This is a genomic window from Streptomyces sp. ISL-12 (assembly GCF_018614415.1).
Lineage (GTDB): Bacteria > Actinomycetota > Actinomycetes > Streptomycetales > Streptomycetaceae > Streptomyces.
Genome location: NZ_JAGGOO010000108.1, coordinates 36,050 through 52,177 on the forward strand (window position 1 = coordinate 36,050; position 16,128 = coordinate 52,177).

Annotated in this window: 3 protein-coding genes and 1 pseudogene; all 4 read right to left on the minus strand. The window is 75.7% G+C overall.

The features are described 5' to 3' along the window. Window positions 1-112: 112 nt before the first annotated feature. Window positions 113-1,075 carry a polysaccharide lyase family 1 protein gene (locus J7I94_RS27055; RefSeq protein WP_215170994.1) on the minus strand — a complete coding sequence of 321 codons (963 nt, stop codon included), beginning with the start codon at window positions 1,073-1,075 and terminating at the stop codon, window positions 113-115. A 287-nt stretch (window positions 1,076-1,362) separates the two neighbouring features. Further along, window positions 1,363-1,686: pseudogene (locus J7I94_RS27060) on the minus strand (lipase); the annotation flags it as partial. A 620-nt stretch (window positions 1,687-2,306) separates the two neighbouring features. Further along, entirely contained in the window at window positions 2,307-10,268 is a 7,962-nt protein-coding gene (locus J7I94_RS27065) for a beta-ketoacyl synthase N-terminal-like domain-containing protein (RefSeq protein ID WP_251075808.1), read from the minus strand. Between the two features lie 7 nt (window positions 10,269-10,275). Then, entirely contained in the window at window positions 10,276-16,113 is a 5,838-nt protein-coding gene (locus tag J7I94_RS27070) for an SDR family NAD(P)-dependent oxidoreductase (protein WP_308114711.1), read from the minus strand. Between the last annotated feature and the right edge of the window lie 15 nt (window positions 16,114-16,128).

The following is a 16,128-nucleotide window of genomic DNA, read 5'->3' on the forward strand; positions in this document are numbered from 1 at the left end:
GGCAAGAGCCGTGACGGAACGGGCCCGCGGGGCCTGCGGGAAACCGAGCAGGACCGGTGGCGTGGGGGCCACCGGTCCTGCCTGTGCGCGGTGTGCGGTAGGTGAGGGCGGGTCAGATCTTGCCGACGCCCGCCCCGGCGGTCACCGTCGCCTTCACGGAGGACGCCGACTGCGCGGTGTAGCTGTACGGGATCGAGGCCACGCTGCCGCCGGTCTGCCCCGAGCCGGAGTTGACGAAGTGGTTGTTCCTCGCCACCAGCGAGCCCTCGTCGGAGTCGCCCTCACCGAGGTGGTACGGGTCCTCGGTGTTCTCGAAGTAGTTGGCCTCCACCAGGACGCCCGCGTTCTCGGTGGACGCGACGCCGTAGGAGCCGATGTCGCTGAAGTAGTTGTTCAGCACGTGCACCGGGTTGCCGAAGCGGACCCGCGGGTTGCGCTGGTTGGTGCCGTCGAACCAGTTGTTGACGTAGGTCACCTTCAACTTGCCGGTGTCCTCCGAGGAGTTGCTGTCGGAGTGGCCCAGCAGCATGTTCTTGTCCTGGTCGTGGGTGCGGTTCCAGGACACGGTGATGTTGGTCGAGGCCCGCTTGATGTCCACCGCGCCGTCGTTGGCGTCGGAGATGTCGTTGTGGTCGATCCAGACGTTGGTGGAGTACTGGACGTTGATCGCGTCGTCGTTGGACCCCGAGAACGTCAGGTTCTGGATGATGACGTTGTTCACCTCGGAGACGTTGAGCCCGCTCCCGGTGATCTTCCCCGAGGTGCCGACGCCGACGATGGTCTTGTTCGAGGCGACCTTCGTCATCGACGACAGCGAGATCGTGCCGTTGACCCGTACGGTCTGGGCGCTGCTGCTCTGTACGGCGCTGATGAAGGCCGAGGCGGTGGAGACGGTGACCGTGCCGCCGCCGGCGCCGCCGGTGGTGGCGGCGCCGAAACCGACGGGAGTGGTGGCGGCTGCGGCCAGCGGCTCGGCCGGGGCGGATCCGCTCGCCGCACCTACTCCTGTCACGGCCATGACAACCGCGATCGCCGTGGCTCCGGCCAGGGTGAACCGTGCGCTCGTCCTGCGCATGTGGATCTCCGTCCGTGGGGGGGATTCGGGGAGAGGGGTACTGAGGGGAAGTGCTGTGCGGGCGTGCTGTGCGGGCGTGCTGTGCGGGCGTGCTGTGCGGATGTGCTGTGGGGTGCACCACCAGGGCCTCGAGGCCGGCTCTTGCCGAGGCTCACTGTGAGCGTAGGGAGGCCGCTGTGGACTATGACGTGCCCTGTGTGGACTATTGCGTTCCGTCACAGCGGCCCTCCGGGCACGCGCCTGTCCCCGGCACGCGCGGTGCCGGGGACAGGGCTGCCTCGCGGTGGTCAGGAGGCGACGAAGCGGGCGATCTGGCCCAGTACGACCGTGTCGGCCAGGTAGCCGATGTGGGTCTGGCGGAGCACGTTGTTGTCGGTCGCGCCGCTCGGCCGGGTGCTCGTGTACGGGAGGATGATCCCGTCGCACGCCGAGTACCAGGTGGCGTACTCGGTGGTGCCCGGCGTCTCGTCGCCCGAGGTGATCTGGGAGATGAACGAGGGCCCCGGATACATCTGCTGACAGGTCGTGCAGATCGGACAGGCGCCGGCGTACGTGGCGCCGTGGTTCGCGCCGGCGATCGAGGCGAGGTGGCTGACGTCGCTGTCGCCGCCAGCACCTTCAGGTAGAAGTCGTCCGGTCAGGGTGCGGGCCCCACCGATATGACGCGGCAGAACTCGAACACCGGGCGGCCCGCCGCCGCGCCGGATACGAGGGGTGCTCCCGTCACTGAGCCGTGTCCGCCGACCGTCCGGAGACAGCCGACACCCCGGGTGGACCAGATATAGCCGCGATCCATGCAGCGGCCTGGTCGGCACTGATCACTCGGGGACTGCCTGCCCGGTGAGCCGGCTCGCTCCGAGCACCGGCGGGTTACACCACGTCGACGGGCGAGAGGCTGGGCCCGGCCGATGGGAACCTGCGGGCTGCCCAGCGTGTGACGGGTACAGGCGGCGGGAGAGCAGGGCGTCGTCGAGGAGGTTGGCGCCGGGCCGGGGATCGGGGAGATCGACGACCTCAAGGACCTCCGGGCCACCGAACCGGCTGAATCGCGCTGCTCTCATGACGCACTCCTGCCGCGGAAGGAGTGGCGGATCGTCCGACACCGCGTGTGCGCGTACCCGCCGACCGGCTGCCTGCCAGGCCCCAGAGCACGTTTTTGCTCCGACACGAACAGCCCGCGGTACGGCTGTGCAGGACGGGGCTGCCGAGGCCCACAGTCGCCGACATGGCGTCAGTCGTCGACGTGACGGACCACCACCGTGTCCGCCCGCCGCTCGACCTGTACGTGCCAGATGCCGCCGGGAGCGGTGGCCGTACGGTCCGGGTCGGGTCCGGCCGCCACCTCGATCTGCTGGGGGTGGATCTCGGCCAGCCGGGACACATGTTCCTTGACCGCGATCCGGGCGGTCCGCTCGGGCAGCGGCAGTCCGGGCGGCAGCCGGTAGATCCGGGTGGTGGAGCCGGGGAGGAAATCGAACCGGCGGACCGTGTCCAGCGCGAGCGTGGTGACTCCGTCGTGCGTGGTGGACAGGCCGGCCGTCGCGACGTAGTGGAGCCCGGTCGCGAAGGCCCGCCGGTCCGGCAGGGACACCCGGTCGATCCCCGGCAGCCGCACCAGGATCTCCACCAGCCGCAGTCGCGCCACGACCCGGCCCGCCACCTGGACCTGCGCGTCGATCACGGGCATCAGCCGCTGCCCCTGGTCGAACCCGGCGAACCGGGCCTCGACGCGCACCTCGCCCTGGGCCGGCAGCGGTGCGTACAGGTCCAGCCAGGGCAGCCGGTGCGGATAGCCGACCATGTCCCGGGTCAGGCCGGGAATCCAGCGCCACAGCGACTGGGACGGGACGGCATGCAGGAAACCGTCGAGCAGCCCCTGCCCGAGCGCGCCGAACGGCGCGGCGACCAGCCCGGCGTCGAGGACAGCGCTGGCACCGGTGGGCCCGATCGACAGCGAGGTGAGGCAGCGCAGCGCCGGTCCGTGGAACAGCTCGCCGGACTGGTAGGGGTCCGGTTGCGGCGCCCCGTCGGCCACCGGCGGCAGCGGCTGCGGGGGCGGTCCCGGGTCCCCGGTCGACGCGGTCGCCTCGGCGATCGTGTCGTACCGGGAGCGCCGGCCGTCCTCCTGCCGGACGGACAGCCGGACCTCCGTACCTCCGTCGGGCGCGGGACGGGCGTCGGTACGGATCCGGACCGGTCCGGGCAGCGCCAGCCAGCGGTGCAGCCGGACCTCGCGCAGTGCGGTGACGGGCCGTCCGGTGAGCCGGGACGCGGCGGTGGCGAGCTGGTCCACCGTGGTCATCATCGGCACCGCGGGCACCGCGTGGTTGGGACGGTGGTCGTCCAGCCAGGTGTCGACGGCCGGGTCCAGGGTGAGTTCGCGGACCGCCGGGTCGCCGTCGACCACCCGGACCCCGATCCCCGGCAGGTGGTAGACCCGCCGGCCGTCGACCCAGAGCCAGGCCTCGGCCCGTACGTACCGGCCGCGCGCGTCCGTCCCGTACGCGGTGATCTCGGCCTCGAAGGCCACCAGCCCGTCGGCGGGCACCACCTGCCCCCGGTACAGCCAGCGCACCTCCTGGCCGACGGCCACCGACTCGAACCGGGGGTCGGTCATCCCGGCCCCGGCGTCGCGTTCGACCAGGTACCACTGGAGCAGTTGGACCACGCCTTCGAGGCCGAGCGAGCCGGGCTGCACCGGGTCGGTGAAGAAGTGCGCGCGGAAGTACCAGTCCCCGGCGTCGACCGCCCGTTCGGCCCGCAGCCTGCCGAGGCCGGCCGCGCCCGCCCCGGGCCAGTACCCGGTGATCCGGTCCAGCATGAGCAGCATCGGCCCGGGCAGTCGCAGCGAGCCGCGGCCGTACCGCCCGGACCGGTCCCGCAGCTCCACCACCCGGTCGCAGGGGGCGGCCAGCCGGGCGCGTTCGGCGTCGGAGGGCGGCAGCCCCGGCTGGCGGTCGAACGCCGCCGCCGGGAAGTAGCCGAACACCGTGGACAGTTCCATGACCGGTGCCCGGCCGCCGTCCCCGTCGACCGCCTCGCAGCCGACGTCGAAGGAGACGAGGGTGACGCCGTCGAACTCCGACAGGGACCGCAGTTCGACCCTGGTCCGCAGCGCCCGGGTCCCGGCCGGCACCTCCCGCAGCACGGTGCCGGTCCCCTGGAGGTTGCGGAAGAGCAGCTCGGGGGCGTCCGCCGGCTTGGGCACCAGCAGGCTCGCGGCCATCCCGCACGGCTGCAGGACCACCTCGTTCAGCACCGCGAACGGCATCACCGGGGCGCCGTTCTGCTCGAAGTACCAGACCTGCTCCGGTACGTCGTACTCGGCGAGCAGCCAGGATCCCGGCTCGGGCCGGTCCGGTTCGAGGCCGGCCTCGACGACGCGGGTGACGAACAGGTACGGCGGCCCGGGCAGCCGGGCACAGCGCCTGCCGTCGTCGTACGGGACCCCGCGGACGCCGAACGCGGTACTGGGCCGGCCCCAGGCGGCGGCCAGCATCCGCGAGTGGTCCAGTGCCGCCCCGGCGACGGTGACCGCCCGCGGGTCGGGGCCCGCGCCACGCAGACCGCCCAGCGCGGGCAGCGGGGCGGGATCACCGGTGCTCTGGACGGCCGGCGGGCCCAGCTGACGCCAGTGCTCCAGGGGCCAGTCCGGGACCAGCCGCAGCCCCATCCCGGCGACGTGGAACGCCGGCAGCCCGTCCACCGTGCACAGCACGTCGGCGCGGAGGGTGGGCCGCGGACCCGCGTCGAGGGCGCCGACGAACACCTCGTAGCGGATCCGCCGGCTGCGCGGGGTGACCTGTCCCCGGCAGCGCATCCGGTAGGGCTCGCCGGGCACCGGTTCGAACCGCCAGCCGTCCCGGTCGACGGTGAAGCCCAGCGCGGTCAGATAGAACGCCATCGCCTGCAGGCAGCCCTCGAACATCAAGGTGCCCGGCATGCAGGGATCGTGGTGGAAGTGGCCGTCGAAGAACCAGTCGTCGGGCCGGACCGCACGCTCCGCGCGCAGGTAGCCACGGCCCCACGGGCCCCCGGCGGGGTCGAGTTCCGTCACCTCGTCCAGCAGCCGCAGCCGCCCCTCGCCGGTCGCCGGGGTCCGGACGTGGGCACGGGTGGCGTCCCAGCCGGGGCCGAAGCACGCCGCGGGCCGGCCCGCCGCGAAGGCACGTACGGCCTCGGGGCCGAAGGAGGCGGCGGCCGGGGCGAGAGCCGGCGGGTCGACCGTTCCCTCCGGCGGCGCTCCCGGGGACCAGCGCACGCCGTCGGAGCGGGCGAGTTCCCCGTCGGTGAAGAAGCCGGCCTGCCCCTCGCGCACCGACAGCCGCAGTTCGTCGCCGACGTAGCAGTCGTTGCGGAAGAAGAACAGCCGTACGCCCTCCTGTTCGGCGTGGCCCTCGACATGGATCTCGTACCGCAAGGTCTCCCCGGCGGCCGGCGGCGGCCCGTGGTAGGTGACCTCGCAGCCCAGCAGCCGGTAGACCCGGTCGCCGTGGTCGCCGTGGTCGCCGTGGTCGAGCAGGTCCACGCCGAGCCGGCTGATCAGCAGCAGGTCGGCCTGACCGGCCTCGATGAACAGACCGGCGGGCATCCGGCCGGCCGGGTCCAGGTACCAGGCGCGCGGGGTCACGTCGGTCTCGGTGTGGACCGTGCCGGTGGACATCGACCCGGGCTCCGCGTCGAGCCGGGTCACCCGGTCCACCAGGAGCATCGGGGGACGCGGCAGCCGGGTCTGCCGGTGCCTGCCGTCCTGCGCGCGGAACGCGGGACCGAACACGTCGGAGATCCGCCCGTGCGCCAGATACTCCAGCGTGGCGCGGTCGAACGGCAGCGCGAGCTGGTGAGGTTGTTGTCCGGGAGCCGACGCTGGGGCGAGGGGCGGCCGCGATGGGGCGGGAGCGGTTCCCCGGGCGGGGACCGCGCCGGTCACCAGCCGCCGGGTGCGCAGGAACTCCGCGTGGGACCGGGACTGCCGCTCCAGGTAGTCCTGCTGGGCGGCGGCGAGCCGGGCGTGCTGGGCGGCGGCCAGCGCCGCCCACGGGGCGACGGACGTGACCGCCGTCCCCGGCAGGGCCGTGCTCCGGGTCCCGTCGAGGTTGCCCGCCGTACCCGGGTGTGCGGGTGGCGGACCGCCGTCCAGCGGCCCGGCGGGCAGCGCCGGCGGGGGCGCTGAAGGGGCCGCCGTGCCCGGGTGTGCGGGTGCCGGGCTGTCGCCGTCCGCCGGCCCGGTGGGCAGTGGTGTCCCCGGCAGGGCTGTGCCCCGGGGCCCGGCGAGGTTGCCCGCCGTACCCGGGTGTGCGGGTGGCGGACCGCCGTCCAGCGGCCCGGCGGGCAGCGCCGGCGGGGGCGCTGAAGGGGCCGCCGTACCCGGGTGTGCGGGTGCCGGACCGTCGCCGTCCGCCGGCCCGGCGGGTAGCGACGGCGCGGGCCGCATCACCTGCCGCTCCGGTGCCCCGGGTTCGGGCAGCCGGATCGCGGGAGGGTGCGCGGGCACCGCGACCGACGTGCCGGGGGCCGGCGGCAGGTACGCGGCCGCCGTGAGCCGGTCGAACAGCGGCGCGGGATCCGGACAGACCCCGGCGGCGGTCAGTTCGGCCACCGCGTCGCAGAGCCGCGCCAGGCTCCCGCCCGGCGCGTCGAGGGCCACCGCCACGTGGTCACGGCCGGCCAGGATCTGCCGGACCGAGCGGGTGCGCAGCGCCCCCGGGCCGTGCTCGACGAACACCCGGACGCCGTCCGCCCACGCCCGCTCGATCACCTTCGGATAGTCCACGGTGCCGGTCAGCTGGGTGAGCAGGGCGTCGGCGACGCCGTCCGGGTCGTCGACCGGATATGGCCTGCCCGTGGCCGCGCTGTAGAAACGGAGTCCCGGGGGCGGCCCGACCGGCCGGCGGTGCAGCGCGCGGAACCCGGCCGCGGCCTCGGCCGCTTCGGGGGCGTGCGCCACCATCCGGTACCCGTCGGACAGCGCGAGCCCGGGGCCGATCCGGGCCAGCACCCGCCGGCAGGCCGCCTCCAGTCCGCCGATCACGCAGGTGTCCGGGGTGTCCACCGCGAGCAGGTGAGCCAGTGGCTCGCCGGCCAGGGCGGCCCGCACCTCGGCGGGGACCGCGTGCACCAGGTACTCGGCCCAGGTCCCCTCCTCGACCCCGTGCCGGCGCCAGAAGCGGTGCGCGGCGCGGAACTCCCCGGCCAGCTCGGCGCGGAACACCTCGCTCGCGGAGACCTCCTCGTACATCCCGGCCGCGTCGGACCACACGCCCAGCACGAGCAGCGCGGTGGACTCGCCGGAGGAGAAGCCGATCGCCGCGTCCGGCCGCAGGCCGAGCAGTCCCCGGGTGACCTCGCCGTGCAGGGCGGCCAGTTCCGTGGTGGCCCGGATGCGGGCCATGACCGGTACGAGGCCGTCGGCACCGGCCGGACGCGGGGGCCGCGCGGGCGGCCCGGCGGGTGAGGCGTCCGCCCCGGTACCGGGGCCGCGCAGGGCGAGCCGCAGCTCTGCCCCGCACCCCGGGTAACCGGCCTGGCCGCTGGGGAAGACGAAGGCCGTCTCCCCGCCCACGGGAGCGTCCCGGTAGGCGATCCGGTCCGGGCGCGGCCCGCCGTCGGCCAGCCAGCGGCGGGCCTGCGCCAGCCGTTCGGGCAGCGACTCGGCGACCCGGTCCACCACGACCACGAGCCGCGCCGGACCGGCCCCGGACTGGCGGCCGGCGGCCAGCGCGGCCAGCACTTCGGCACGGTCGGCACCGGAGAAGACGTACGAGCGGGGCGCCACCGGGGACCAGGGCGCGGGCGGGCCCGCCGGACGCAGCAGCACCGACACGGGCGGGGCGCCCAGCACCGTCACCCGGGCGCGGGCGGTGAGCGGCGCGTCGGCCGGGAGGGCCGCCGCGCCCGGCCGGGGCACCGCCTGATGCCGGACCGCGATCGCGGCCACCGCCACCGCGAGCGCCCCGTGCGCGGCGTGCGCCACGCCGAACAGGTCACCGTGGTCGTACCGGGGGACGGGGGCGGGGGAGCCCGGGGCGGGAGTGTCGGGGCCGTCCCCGACCAGCAGGTCCACCGGTGTCTCCAGGTCGCCGTCCTCCGCCAGCAGCGCGAGCACCCGGTCGCCGTCGCGTTCGGCGTCGGCGAGGCGTTTGAGCACCAGGACCACGGCCACGTCCCCGCCGGGCCGCTGATCGCCCAGGGCACGCAGCGCCGCCCGGTGCACCGGCTCGTGGGAGAGGTCGACCGCGCCGGCCAGCACCGCGTCGGCCTCCCCGGTACGCAGCGCCCGGGCGCCCAGTTCGAGGGCGACCAGGCCGGACGCCTCCTCGGCGCAGACGACGTGACCGGGGCCGCGCAGGCCCAGCTGCACATTGATCCGGTGGGCGACGAGGTTGGGCATCGTGCCGGACACGGTCGCGGGAACCACCGGTGCGCGGACCGCGTCGGGCCACTCGGGCGTCGGAGCCGGTCCGCCGGAGCGGGTGGTCCAGCCGGGCGCGCGCCAGCGGGAAAGGCACCGCGCGGCCTCCGGGTCCGGGCCCATGCCCAGCAGGACCATGGTCCGGTCGGACGGCAGCCGGGTCGCGGCGGCGGCCTCCCGGGCCGCCTCCAGCGCGAGGACCTGCTGCGGCAGCGTCTCGGCGAGGTCGGCCGGGGGGAAGCGCAGCCCGCTCGCCGCGACCTCGACCGAGGACCGGGGACCGGTGTCGGGCACACCGGCCAGGACGGCGTGGCACAGGTCCCGGTAGCCGGTGCCGCTCCCGGCCCTGGCACCGACGGCCACGATCGCCACCCGCCCGTCCGGCCGGGGCGGGACCGGACCGGGCGCCGGGACGGACGCGACCCGGCCGGGCTCCCAGGCGTCCACCACCAGATGCGCGTTGGCCCCGCCGAACCCGAACGCGCTGACCGCGGCCCGCCGCGGCCCCGGCCACTCCTCGGCCTCCCGTAGCAGCCGCAGCGGCGTTCCGGCGAACACGTCCAAGGGCGCGTCGGCGTGCAGGGTGGGCGGCCGGACCCCGGCGCCGAGCGCGCCGAGCACCTTGAGCAGCCCGGCGCCGCCCGCCGCCGTCAACGGGTGTCCCAGGTTGGACTTGACCGACCCGATCGGCACGTCGGCCGCGTCGGTGAACACCTCGCGCAGCACCAGCGCCTCGGCCAGGTCCCCGCCAGGTGTGCCCGGCGCGTGGCACTCGACCAGCGACACCGACTCCGGTGCGACGCCGGCCATGGCGTAGGCGGCGCGCACGGCGCGTTCCTGGCCGGCCCGGTCCGGGGCCAGCAGGCCGCCGCCGGCCCCGTCGTTGCTCAGACCGATGCCCCGGATCACCCCCAGGACCGGCATGCCCCGGGCGACCGCGTCCCGCAGCCGGGCCAGGGCGAACAAGGCCGCGCCCTCCGCGGGCACCAGCCCGTCCGCGTCCCGGTGGAAGGGGCGGCTGCGGCCGGACCGGCTCATCGCGGTCAGCGCGCAGAACCCCTGGTGGACGAAGAGGTTGTCGGCGGCGGCTACCGCTCCGGCGAGCATCAGGTCGGCGCTGCCGTCCCGCAGCCGGTCGCAGCCCGTCTTCAGGGCGTACAGCGAGGAGGCGCAAGCGGCGTCCAGGGCGTAGCCGCCGGCGCCGAGACCGAGCGCACGGGCGGCCAGATGGGCGGGGAGCCCGCCGCCGAACCGGTTGCGGGGATCGGGCCGTGGCCCGTCCGGGAGCCCCGGCAGGTCCTGTCCGGACAGCCAGACGTGCTCGGCGAACCGGGCCATCGCCGTGGTCGGGTAGGCCAGGTTGCCCAGGACGAGGCCGGTGCGGGCCGGAGCGGGGCGGTCCGCACCGGCCTCGCGCAGCGCCTGCCGGCCGGCGTGCAGCACCCAGCGCAGCGCCCGGTCCAGCGGGGTGATGTCGGCCGGGGCCAGCTCGAACCCGGTGGGGTCGAACGCCTCGTCGAAGCCGTGGACATAGCCGCCGGTGTCGGTCCAGATCCGGTCCGGGGCGCCGGGCGCGCCCAGCACCCTGGACGGGGGCAGGTCCCAGCGGCCGTCGGGCAGCGCCGACAGCGCGGACCGGCCGGCCACGACACCGGCCCAGAACGTCTCCGGGTCGAGCGCACCAGGCAGCACGCAGCCCCGCCCGACGATGGCGACCGGTTCGGCGTCCGTCGCGGGCGGCCGACGCGCGGACGGGGAGGGCGAGGACGGCGGCGGGCACATCAGTCGCTCACCCCTCGGTCGGGTCGGGCCGGCGGATCAGCTCCACCCCGAGCAGTTCGGCCAGCGGCGTGCCGTCCTCGGCCAGTACGGCCGCGTCGCACTCGGCGGACACCGCGTCGGCCCGCCGCGCCGTCACGACCACCCGCGAGGCTCCCCAGTCCCCGCCGGCCCGATGGACCCGGCACTCGCCTACGGACATCGGCAGCGCGGCCCCCGTGGCACCGCGCGCCGCCCAGCCGACGGCGAGCTGGAGCGCGCCGTCGAGCGCGGTGACGTCCACCGTCCAGGGCACGGCCCCCCAGGGCCCGGCGTCCGGGACGCGCAGCGCGGCCCGGCCGCCGTCGGCGCAGAGCCCGACCCGGTCGAGGACCCGCAACGCCGGGCCGTGGAACAGGATCCGCCCGTCGTACGGTTCCGGCACCGGTTCGAGTCCGAGCCGGTCCGCGGCCGCCCAGCGGCCCGGGTCCGGGTCCGGGAAGCGGCCGGTGACGGCCACGGCACCGGCGTACGGCGTTCCGGCGGCGCTCAGCTCGACGGCGAGGCCGTCCGGCAGTGCGGGCCCCGCCGGGCTCGTCCGGCCGTGCAGCAGCAGCCTCGGCTCCTGCTGCGGCAGTTCGATCCGCCGGTGCACCCGCAGGTCGTGCAGGACCACCGGGCCGGCGTCCGGCCGCCAGGACCGGACCAGCGCGGTGAACCAGTGCACCAGGACGGCGACCGGCACCACCGCCGTGCCGTCGACGCGGTGGTCGTCGAGGACCGCGTACGCGGGACGCGCCGGCGTCACCTCGGCGGCCGGCCCCGGACCGCCCGGACCGTCCTCGAAGGCCGCGCCCCCGGCGGCGAGCAGCACCCGTACGGGACCTTCGGGGTCGGCGAGTTCGGCCACGAAAGCCCGCGCGCCGGCAGCCGGTTCGATCAGTCCGACCCCGGCGGCACGGAACCGTTCCGCGAGCGTTTCGGTGACCATGCCACCGGCCCACGGCCCCCATGCCAGCGAGCGGGTCAGACAGCCGGGGTGCGCGGCCGCGTACGCGGACAGCAGGTGGTCGACGGCGGTGTTGGCCATCGCGTAGTCGGCCTGCCCGGGACTGCCGAACACCCCGGACACCGAGCTGAAGGCCACCAGCAGGTCCAGCGGATCACCGTCGGTGGCGGCCAGCAGCGCGCGCAGTCCCGCCACCTTGGTGGACCACACCCGGCCGAACTGCTCGTCGCTCTTCGCGCCGATCAGCCGGTCCGCGATCACCCCGGCGCCGTGCACCACCCCGGTGACCGGACCCCAGTCCTCGCGCACCTGGGCCAGGGCGGCCCGCAGCGCGCGCTCGTCCCGGGTGTCCACGCTCACGTAACGCGCCGGGGAACCGGCCTGGCGCAGCGCGTGCAGCGTCTGCCTGATCTCCCGTACCGCCAGCACCCGCCGCGCCTCGGCGGCGAGTTCGGCGGGTCCGCCGGCCCCCGGAACCGCGGCGAGCGCCCGCACCAGCTCCGCCTCGTCGGCGGCCCCGGCCAGTCCCGGGGGGTCCTCGGTCAGCGCGGTACGCCCGAGCAGTACCAGTTTCGGCCGGTGGGCGGCGGCGAGCGCGCGGACCGCCTCGGCGGTGACACCGCGTGCGCCCCCGGTGACCACGATCACCGAGTCGGCGGTGACCCGGGGCAGCGGCGGGCCGGGCTCGGCGGGACGGGGCAGCGGGACCGTCCGGCTCCCGTCAGCCGGCAGTCCGACCGTCACCGCAGGCCCGCCCCCGGTGAGTTCGGCGGCGACCGCGGCCGCCACCTCCTGGTCGGTACGTCCGGTCCGCGCGCAGTCGATCGCCTTCACGGCGGCCGAGGGCCACTCCCGGGCGGCGGTCCTGGCCAGGGCGGCCAGCGCGCCACGGACCGGGTGGTCACCGCCGCCGCTCAGCCCGAAGTCGCCCCCGGTGTCCTGCACGGTGACCAGGACACCGCCGTCCGCGCGCAGCCGGCCGGCCAGTTCCCGGGCCACCGCGAAGGCGGCCAGCGGGTCGTCACCCTGGTCCAGCAGCACCACGGAACGGGCGTCGGACGGCACGTCCGTCACGACCCGCGCCGGTACGTCGTACGCGGCCAGCTCCCGGACCAGCAGCGGGGCCACCTGGGTGGAGTCGTCGAGGACCAGCAGCTCCCGGTCGCGCAGACCCGCCAGGGCCAGCCCGGCCGGCGCCGAGGGCACGGCCCGCACGGCCCGCCGGACCGGGCCGGACGGCTCCGGGGCGGCGGGGGTCTCAGGAGCGGCGGCCACCGGGGAACCCGTACCGGAGTCCAGCGCGCCGGCGGTGCTCCCCGCCCGGTCCGCCATCTCGGCCACCTTGTCCGCGATCTCCCGCAGGGTACGGAGGGAGGCCAGTTCGGACAGGTCGGCGGCGGGCAGTTCGCCGACGCGCTCGCGGATCCGCGACAGGATCTCGACCTTCTTGATCGAGTCGATGCCCAGGTCGCTCTCCAGCTCCATGTCCACGTTGATGATGTCCGCCGGGTATCCGGTGCGTTCGGCGACCACCTCCAGCAGCAGCGCGCCGATCGACTCGGCGTCCGTCGGCAGCACGGCCGGCACCGGCGTGGCGTCCACGACCGGAGGCGCTGCCATCACGGCCGGGAGCGGGGCGGTACCCGCCGATTCGGCGTCGAGCGGGACCCGGGGCGGTGGCGGGCCGGTGATCACGGGTGCCGACGGGCCGGCCGCCCCGGCGTCGGTACGGACACCGGCCGCGCCGAGCAGGGCCTCCATCGAGGCGTGCGCGGTCCGCAGGTAGAGCTGGTGGTTCTCCGCGGTCACCCGCTGATAGGTGGCGTGTGCCTCCGCGCTCTGCCGCTGCGCCTCGGCCAGGAGCGACAGCCAGTCCGAGGAGGGGGAAGCGGCGGAGACGGCGGGAACCACGGGAGCCGGAAGGATTTCAACAGCCGGGGAAGGCGGGGAAGCCGGGGAAGCCGGGGAAGCCGGAAGGATTTCAGCAGCCGGGGGAGCCGGGGGAGCCGAAGCAACCCCAGGACCGGACGGCGCCCCACCCCCGCCACGCACGTTGCCGCCATTGATCATGATCGTCATCCGAGGCTTCTCCTCGTGAGCGCGAGCATCGGTGTGACCGGGACCGGACCCGGGGACCGGACCGTGTCCCTCCCACAGCGCGGACAGATCCATGGGCACCCCGCGCACCGCGGCCCGCCCCAGCCCGTCGTAGAACGCGGCCAGCGCGTGCTGCCCGGGCCGGTCCAGGCTGATCGCGTCGTGTGCGCGGTCACCGAGGACCGCCCCGGTCAGCCCGGTCAGGGTGGTGCCGGGGCCGACCTCGACGAAGGTGCGCACCCCGGCCGCGTACATCGCCTCCACCACGTCCCGGAACCGCACCGGCGCGGTCAGCTGAGCGGCGACCCGGCCGCGGACGGCGGCCGGGCCGGCCGGGTAGGGGGCCGCGTCGGCGCCCGCGTACACGGTGAGCTTCGGCGGGCGCACCGTGACGTCGGACAGGAAGCGGGTGAGCGGCGCGGTGGCGGCGGCGACCGCCGGGCTGTGGAACGCGGCGGCGGCGTTCAGCCGGCGCGTGACCACCCCGTCCCCGGCGAACCGGTCCGTCACGGCGCGCAGGGCTTCGTCCGCGCCGGCCAGCACGACCTGCCGGGGCGCGTTGTGGTTGGCGACCCACACGCCGTCCACCTCGGCCACCACCGGCTCGACCCGTTCCAGCGGGGCGTTGACGGCGACCATGCCGCCGGGGACGGTGGCCGCGTCCCGCATCAGCTCCCCCCGCCGCCGGGCCAGCCGGACCAGCGTGGCCGCGTCGAAGCAGCCGGCCGCGTGCAGCGCGGTGAGTTCGCCGAAGCTGTGGCCCGCGACGCAGTCCGGCGTCAGCCTCAGCCGGGACAGCACGGCCAGCAGGGCCAGGCCGTGCGCGGCGAGCGCCGGCTGCGCGACCTCGGTGGCGGTCAGCGCGGCCTCCAGGGCGGCCCGGTCCGTCTCGTCGAACACCGGGGGCGGGAACACCTCCCGATGCACCGGCAGGACCGCCGCGACGGCGTCCCAGGCGTCCCGGGCCGCAGCGTGGTGGACGGCGAGTTCCGCGCCCATGCCCACGTACTGCGCGCCCTGGCCGGGGAAGAGGAAGCCGACGCGGCCGGGATCGGCGTCGCCGGTGGCGAAGTGGGCCCGTGGCGCGGAGAACGGCTCACCGGCCTCGATCCGGCCGGCCAGCGCGTCCAGCCGCCCGGCCAGGTCGGTGGCGTCGTCGGCGACCACGGCCAGCCGCGCCCCGTGCCCGGCCCGGAACGCCGCCTGGCTCTCCCGCGCGGTCGCCGCCAGCGGCACCTCCGGTCGGGGCCGGCGGATCAGCTCGGCCAGCTCAGCCGGGGTGGCGGCGCTGAACAGCACCAGTTCGCCGGCGGCCGCCGCGAGCCGCCGGGCCGGCCGTCCACCGCCGCCGGGGACGTACTCCTCCAGCGTGACGTGGAAGTTGGTGCCGCCGAACCCGAAACTGGACACGCCGGCGCGGCGCGGCCGGTCACCGGGGCTGGTCCAGGGCCGGGTGGCGGTGTTCAGGTAGAACGGCGAGCCGGTCACGTCGAGTTCGGGGTTGGGTCGGGTCACCTTGATGGTCGGCGGCAGCACCCGGTGGTGCAGCGCCAGTACCGCCTTCAGCATCCCGGTGGCGCCCGCGGCGGACTTGGTGTGCCCGAACTGCGACTTGGCCGACCCCAGCGCGCACCACTGCCGCCGCGTGCGGTCGCCGTCCTGGAACACCTCGCGCAGCGCCGCGAACTCGGCGGCGTCCCCGGCCCTGGTGCCGGTGCCGTGCGCCTCGACCAGTTCCACGCTGTCCGGGCCGTACCCGGCGGCGGCGTAGGCGCGGCGCAGCGCCCGCTCCTGGCCCGCCGCCAGCGGCGCGTACACGGCGGTGCTCCGGCCGTCGGCGGACGCGCCCAGGCCGCGGACCACCGCGTAGATCCGGTCCCCGTCGCGTTCGGCGTCGGCCAGCCGCTTGAGGGCGAACATGACCACGGCCTCGCCGAGCATGGTGCCGTCGGCGTCGGCGGCGAACGGCCGGCAGTCCTCGGTCGGCGAGAGCGCCGGTGTCCTGGAGAAGCAGACGTACATGGTGATGTCGTTCAGCACGTCCACCCCGCCGCAGATCACCAGGTCGCAGGAGCCGAGGGCGAGTTCGCCGAGCCCGGTGGAGAGCGCGGCCAGCGAGGACGCGCAGGCGGCGTCGGTGACGTGGTTGATTCCGTGCAGGTCGTACCGGTGGGAGACCCGTCCCGCCACCACGTTGCCCAGCAGGCCGGGGAAGGTGGCCTCGGTCCAGGTGGGGAAGTGCGCGCTGATCCGGTCGCAGATCTCCTCGGCCCGGTCCGGAGCGAGGCCGGCGGCGAGCAGTTCGCGGCGCCACACCGGCCGGGTGAGCCGGGCGGAGACCTCGAAGCCCAGCGCCAGGCCGCTGCTGCCCAGCACCACACCGACGCGTTCGCGCTGGGCGGCGGTCATCTCCGCCAGGCCGCAGTCGGCCAGCAGTTCACCGGCGGCCATCATGGCCAGCAGTTGCGCGGTGTCGGTGGCCGGCAGGTCGCTCGGCGGGACGCCGTACGCCATCGGGTCGAACGCGAGGTCGGGCAGGAACGCGCCCCGGCGGACGTACGTCTTGTCCGGGGCGGACATGTCCGGGTCGTAGTGGTCGGCCGCCGACCAGCGCTCCGGCGGGACGTCCGTCATCAGGTCCCGGCCGGCCAGGACGTTGCGCCAGAACCCGGCGACGTCGCGTGCGCCGGGGGTGTACGCGGCGAGGCCGACCACCGCGACCGGGACCTGGACACGTTCCGCACCGACACGTTCCGCACTCACACGTTCTGCACTCAT

What these genes read in the sequence shown, in the direction of transcription:
- J7I94_RS27055 (WP_215170994.1), bottom strand. Translation starts at nt 1,075, where the DNA reads ATGCGCAGGACGAGCGCACGGTTCACCCTGGCCGGAGCCACGGCGATC.
- J7I94_RS27065 (WP_251075808.1), bottom strand. Translation starts at nt 10,268, where the DNA reads ATGTGCCCGCCGCCGTCCTCGCCCTCCCCGTCCGCGCGTCGGCCGCCC.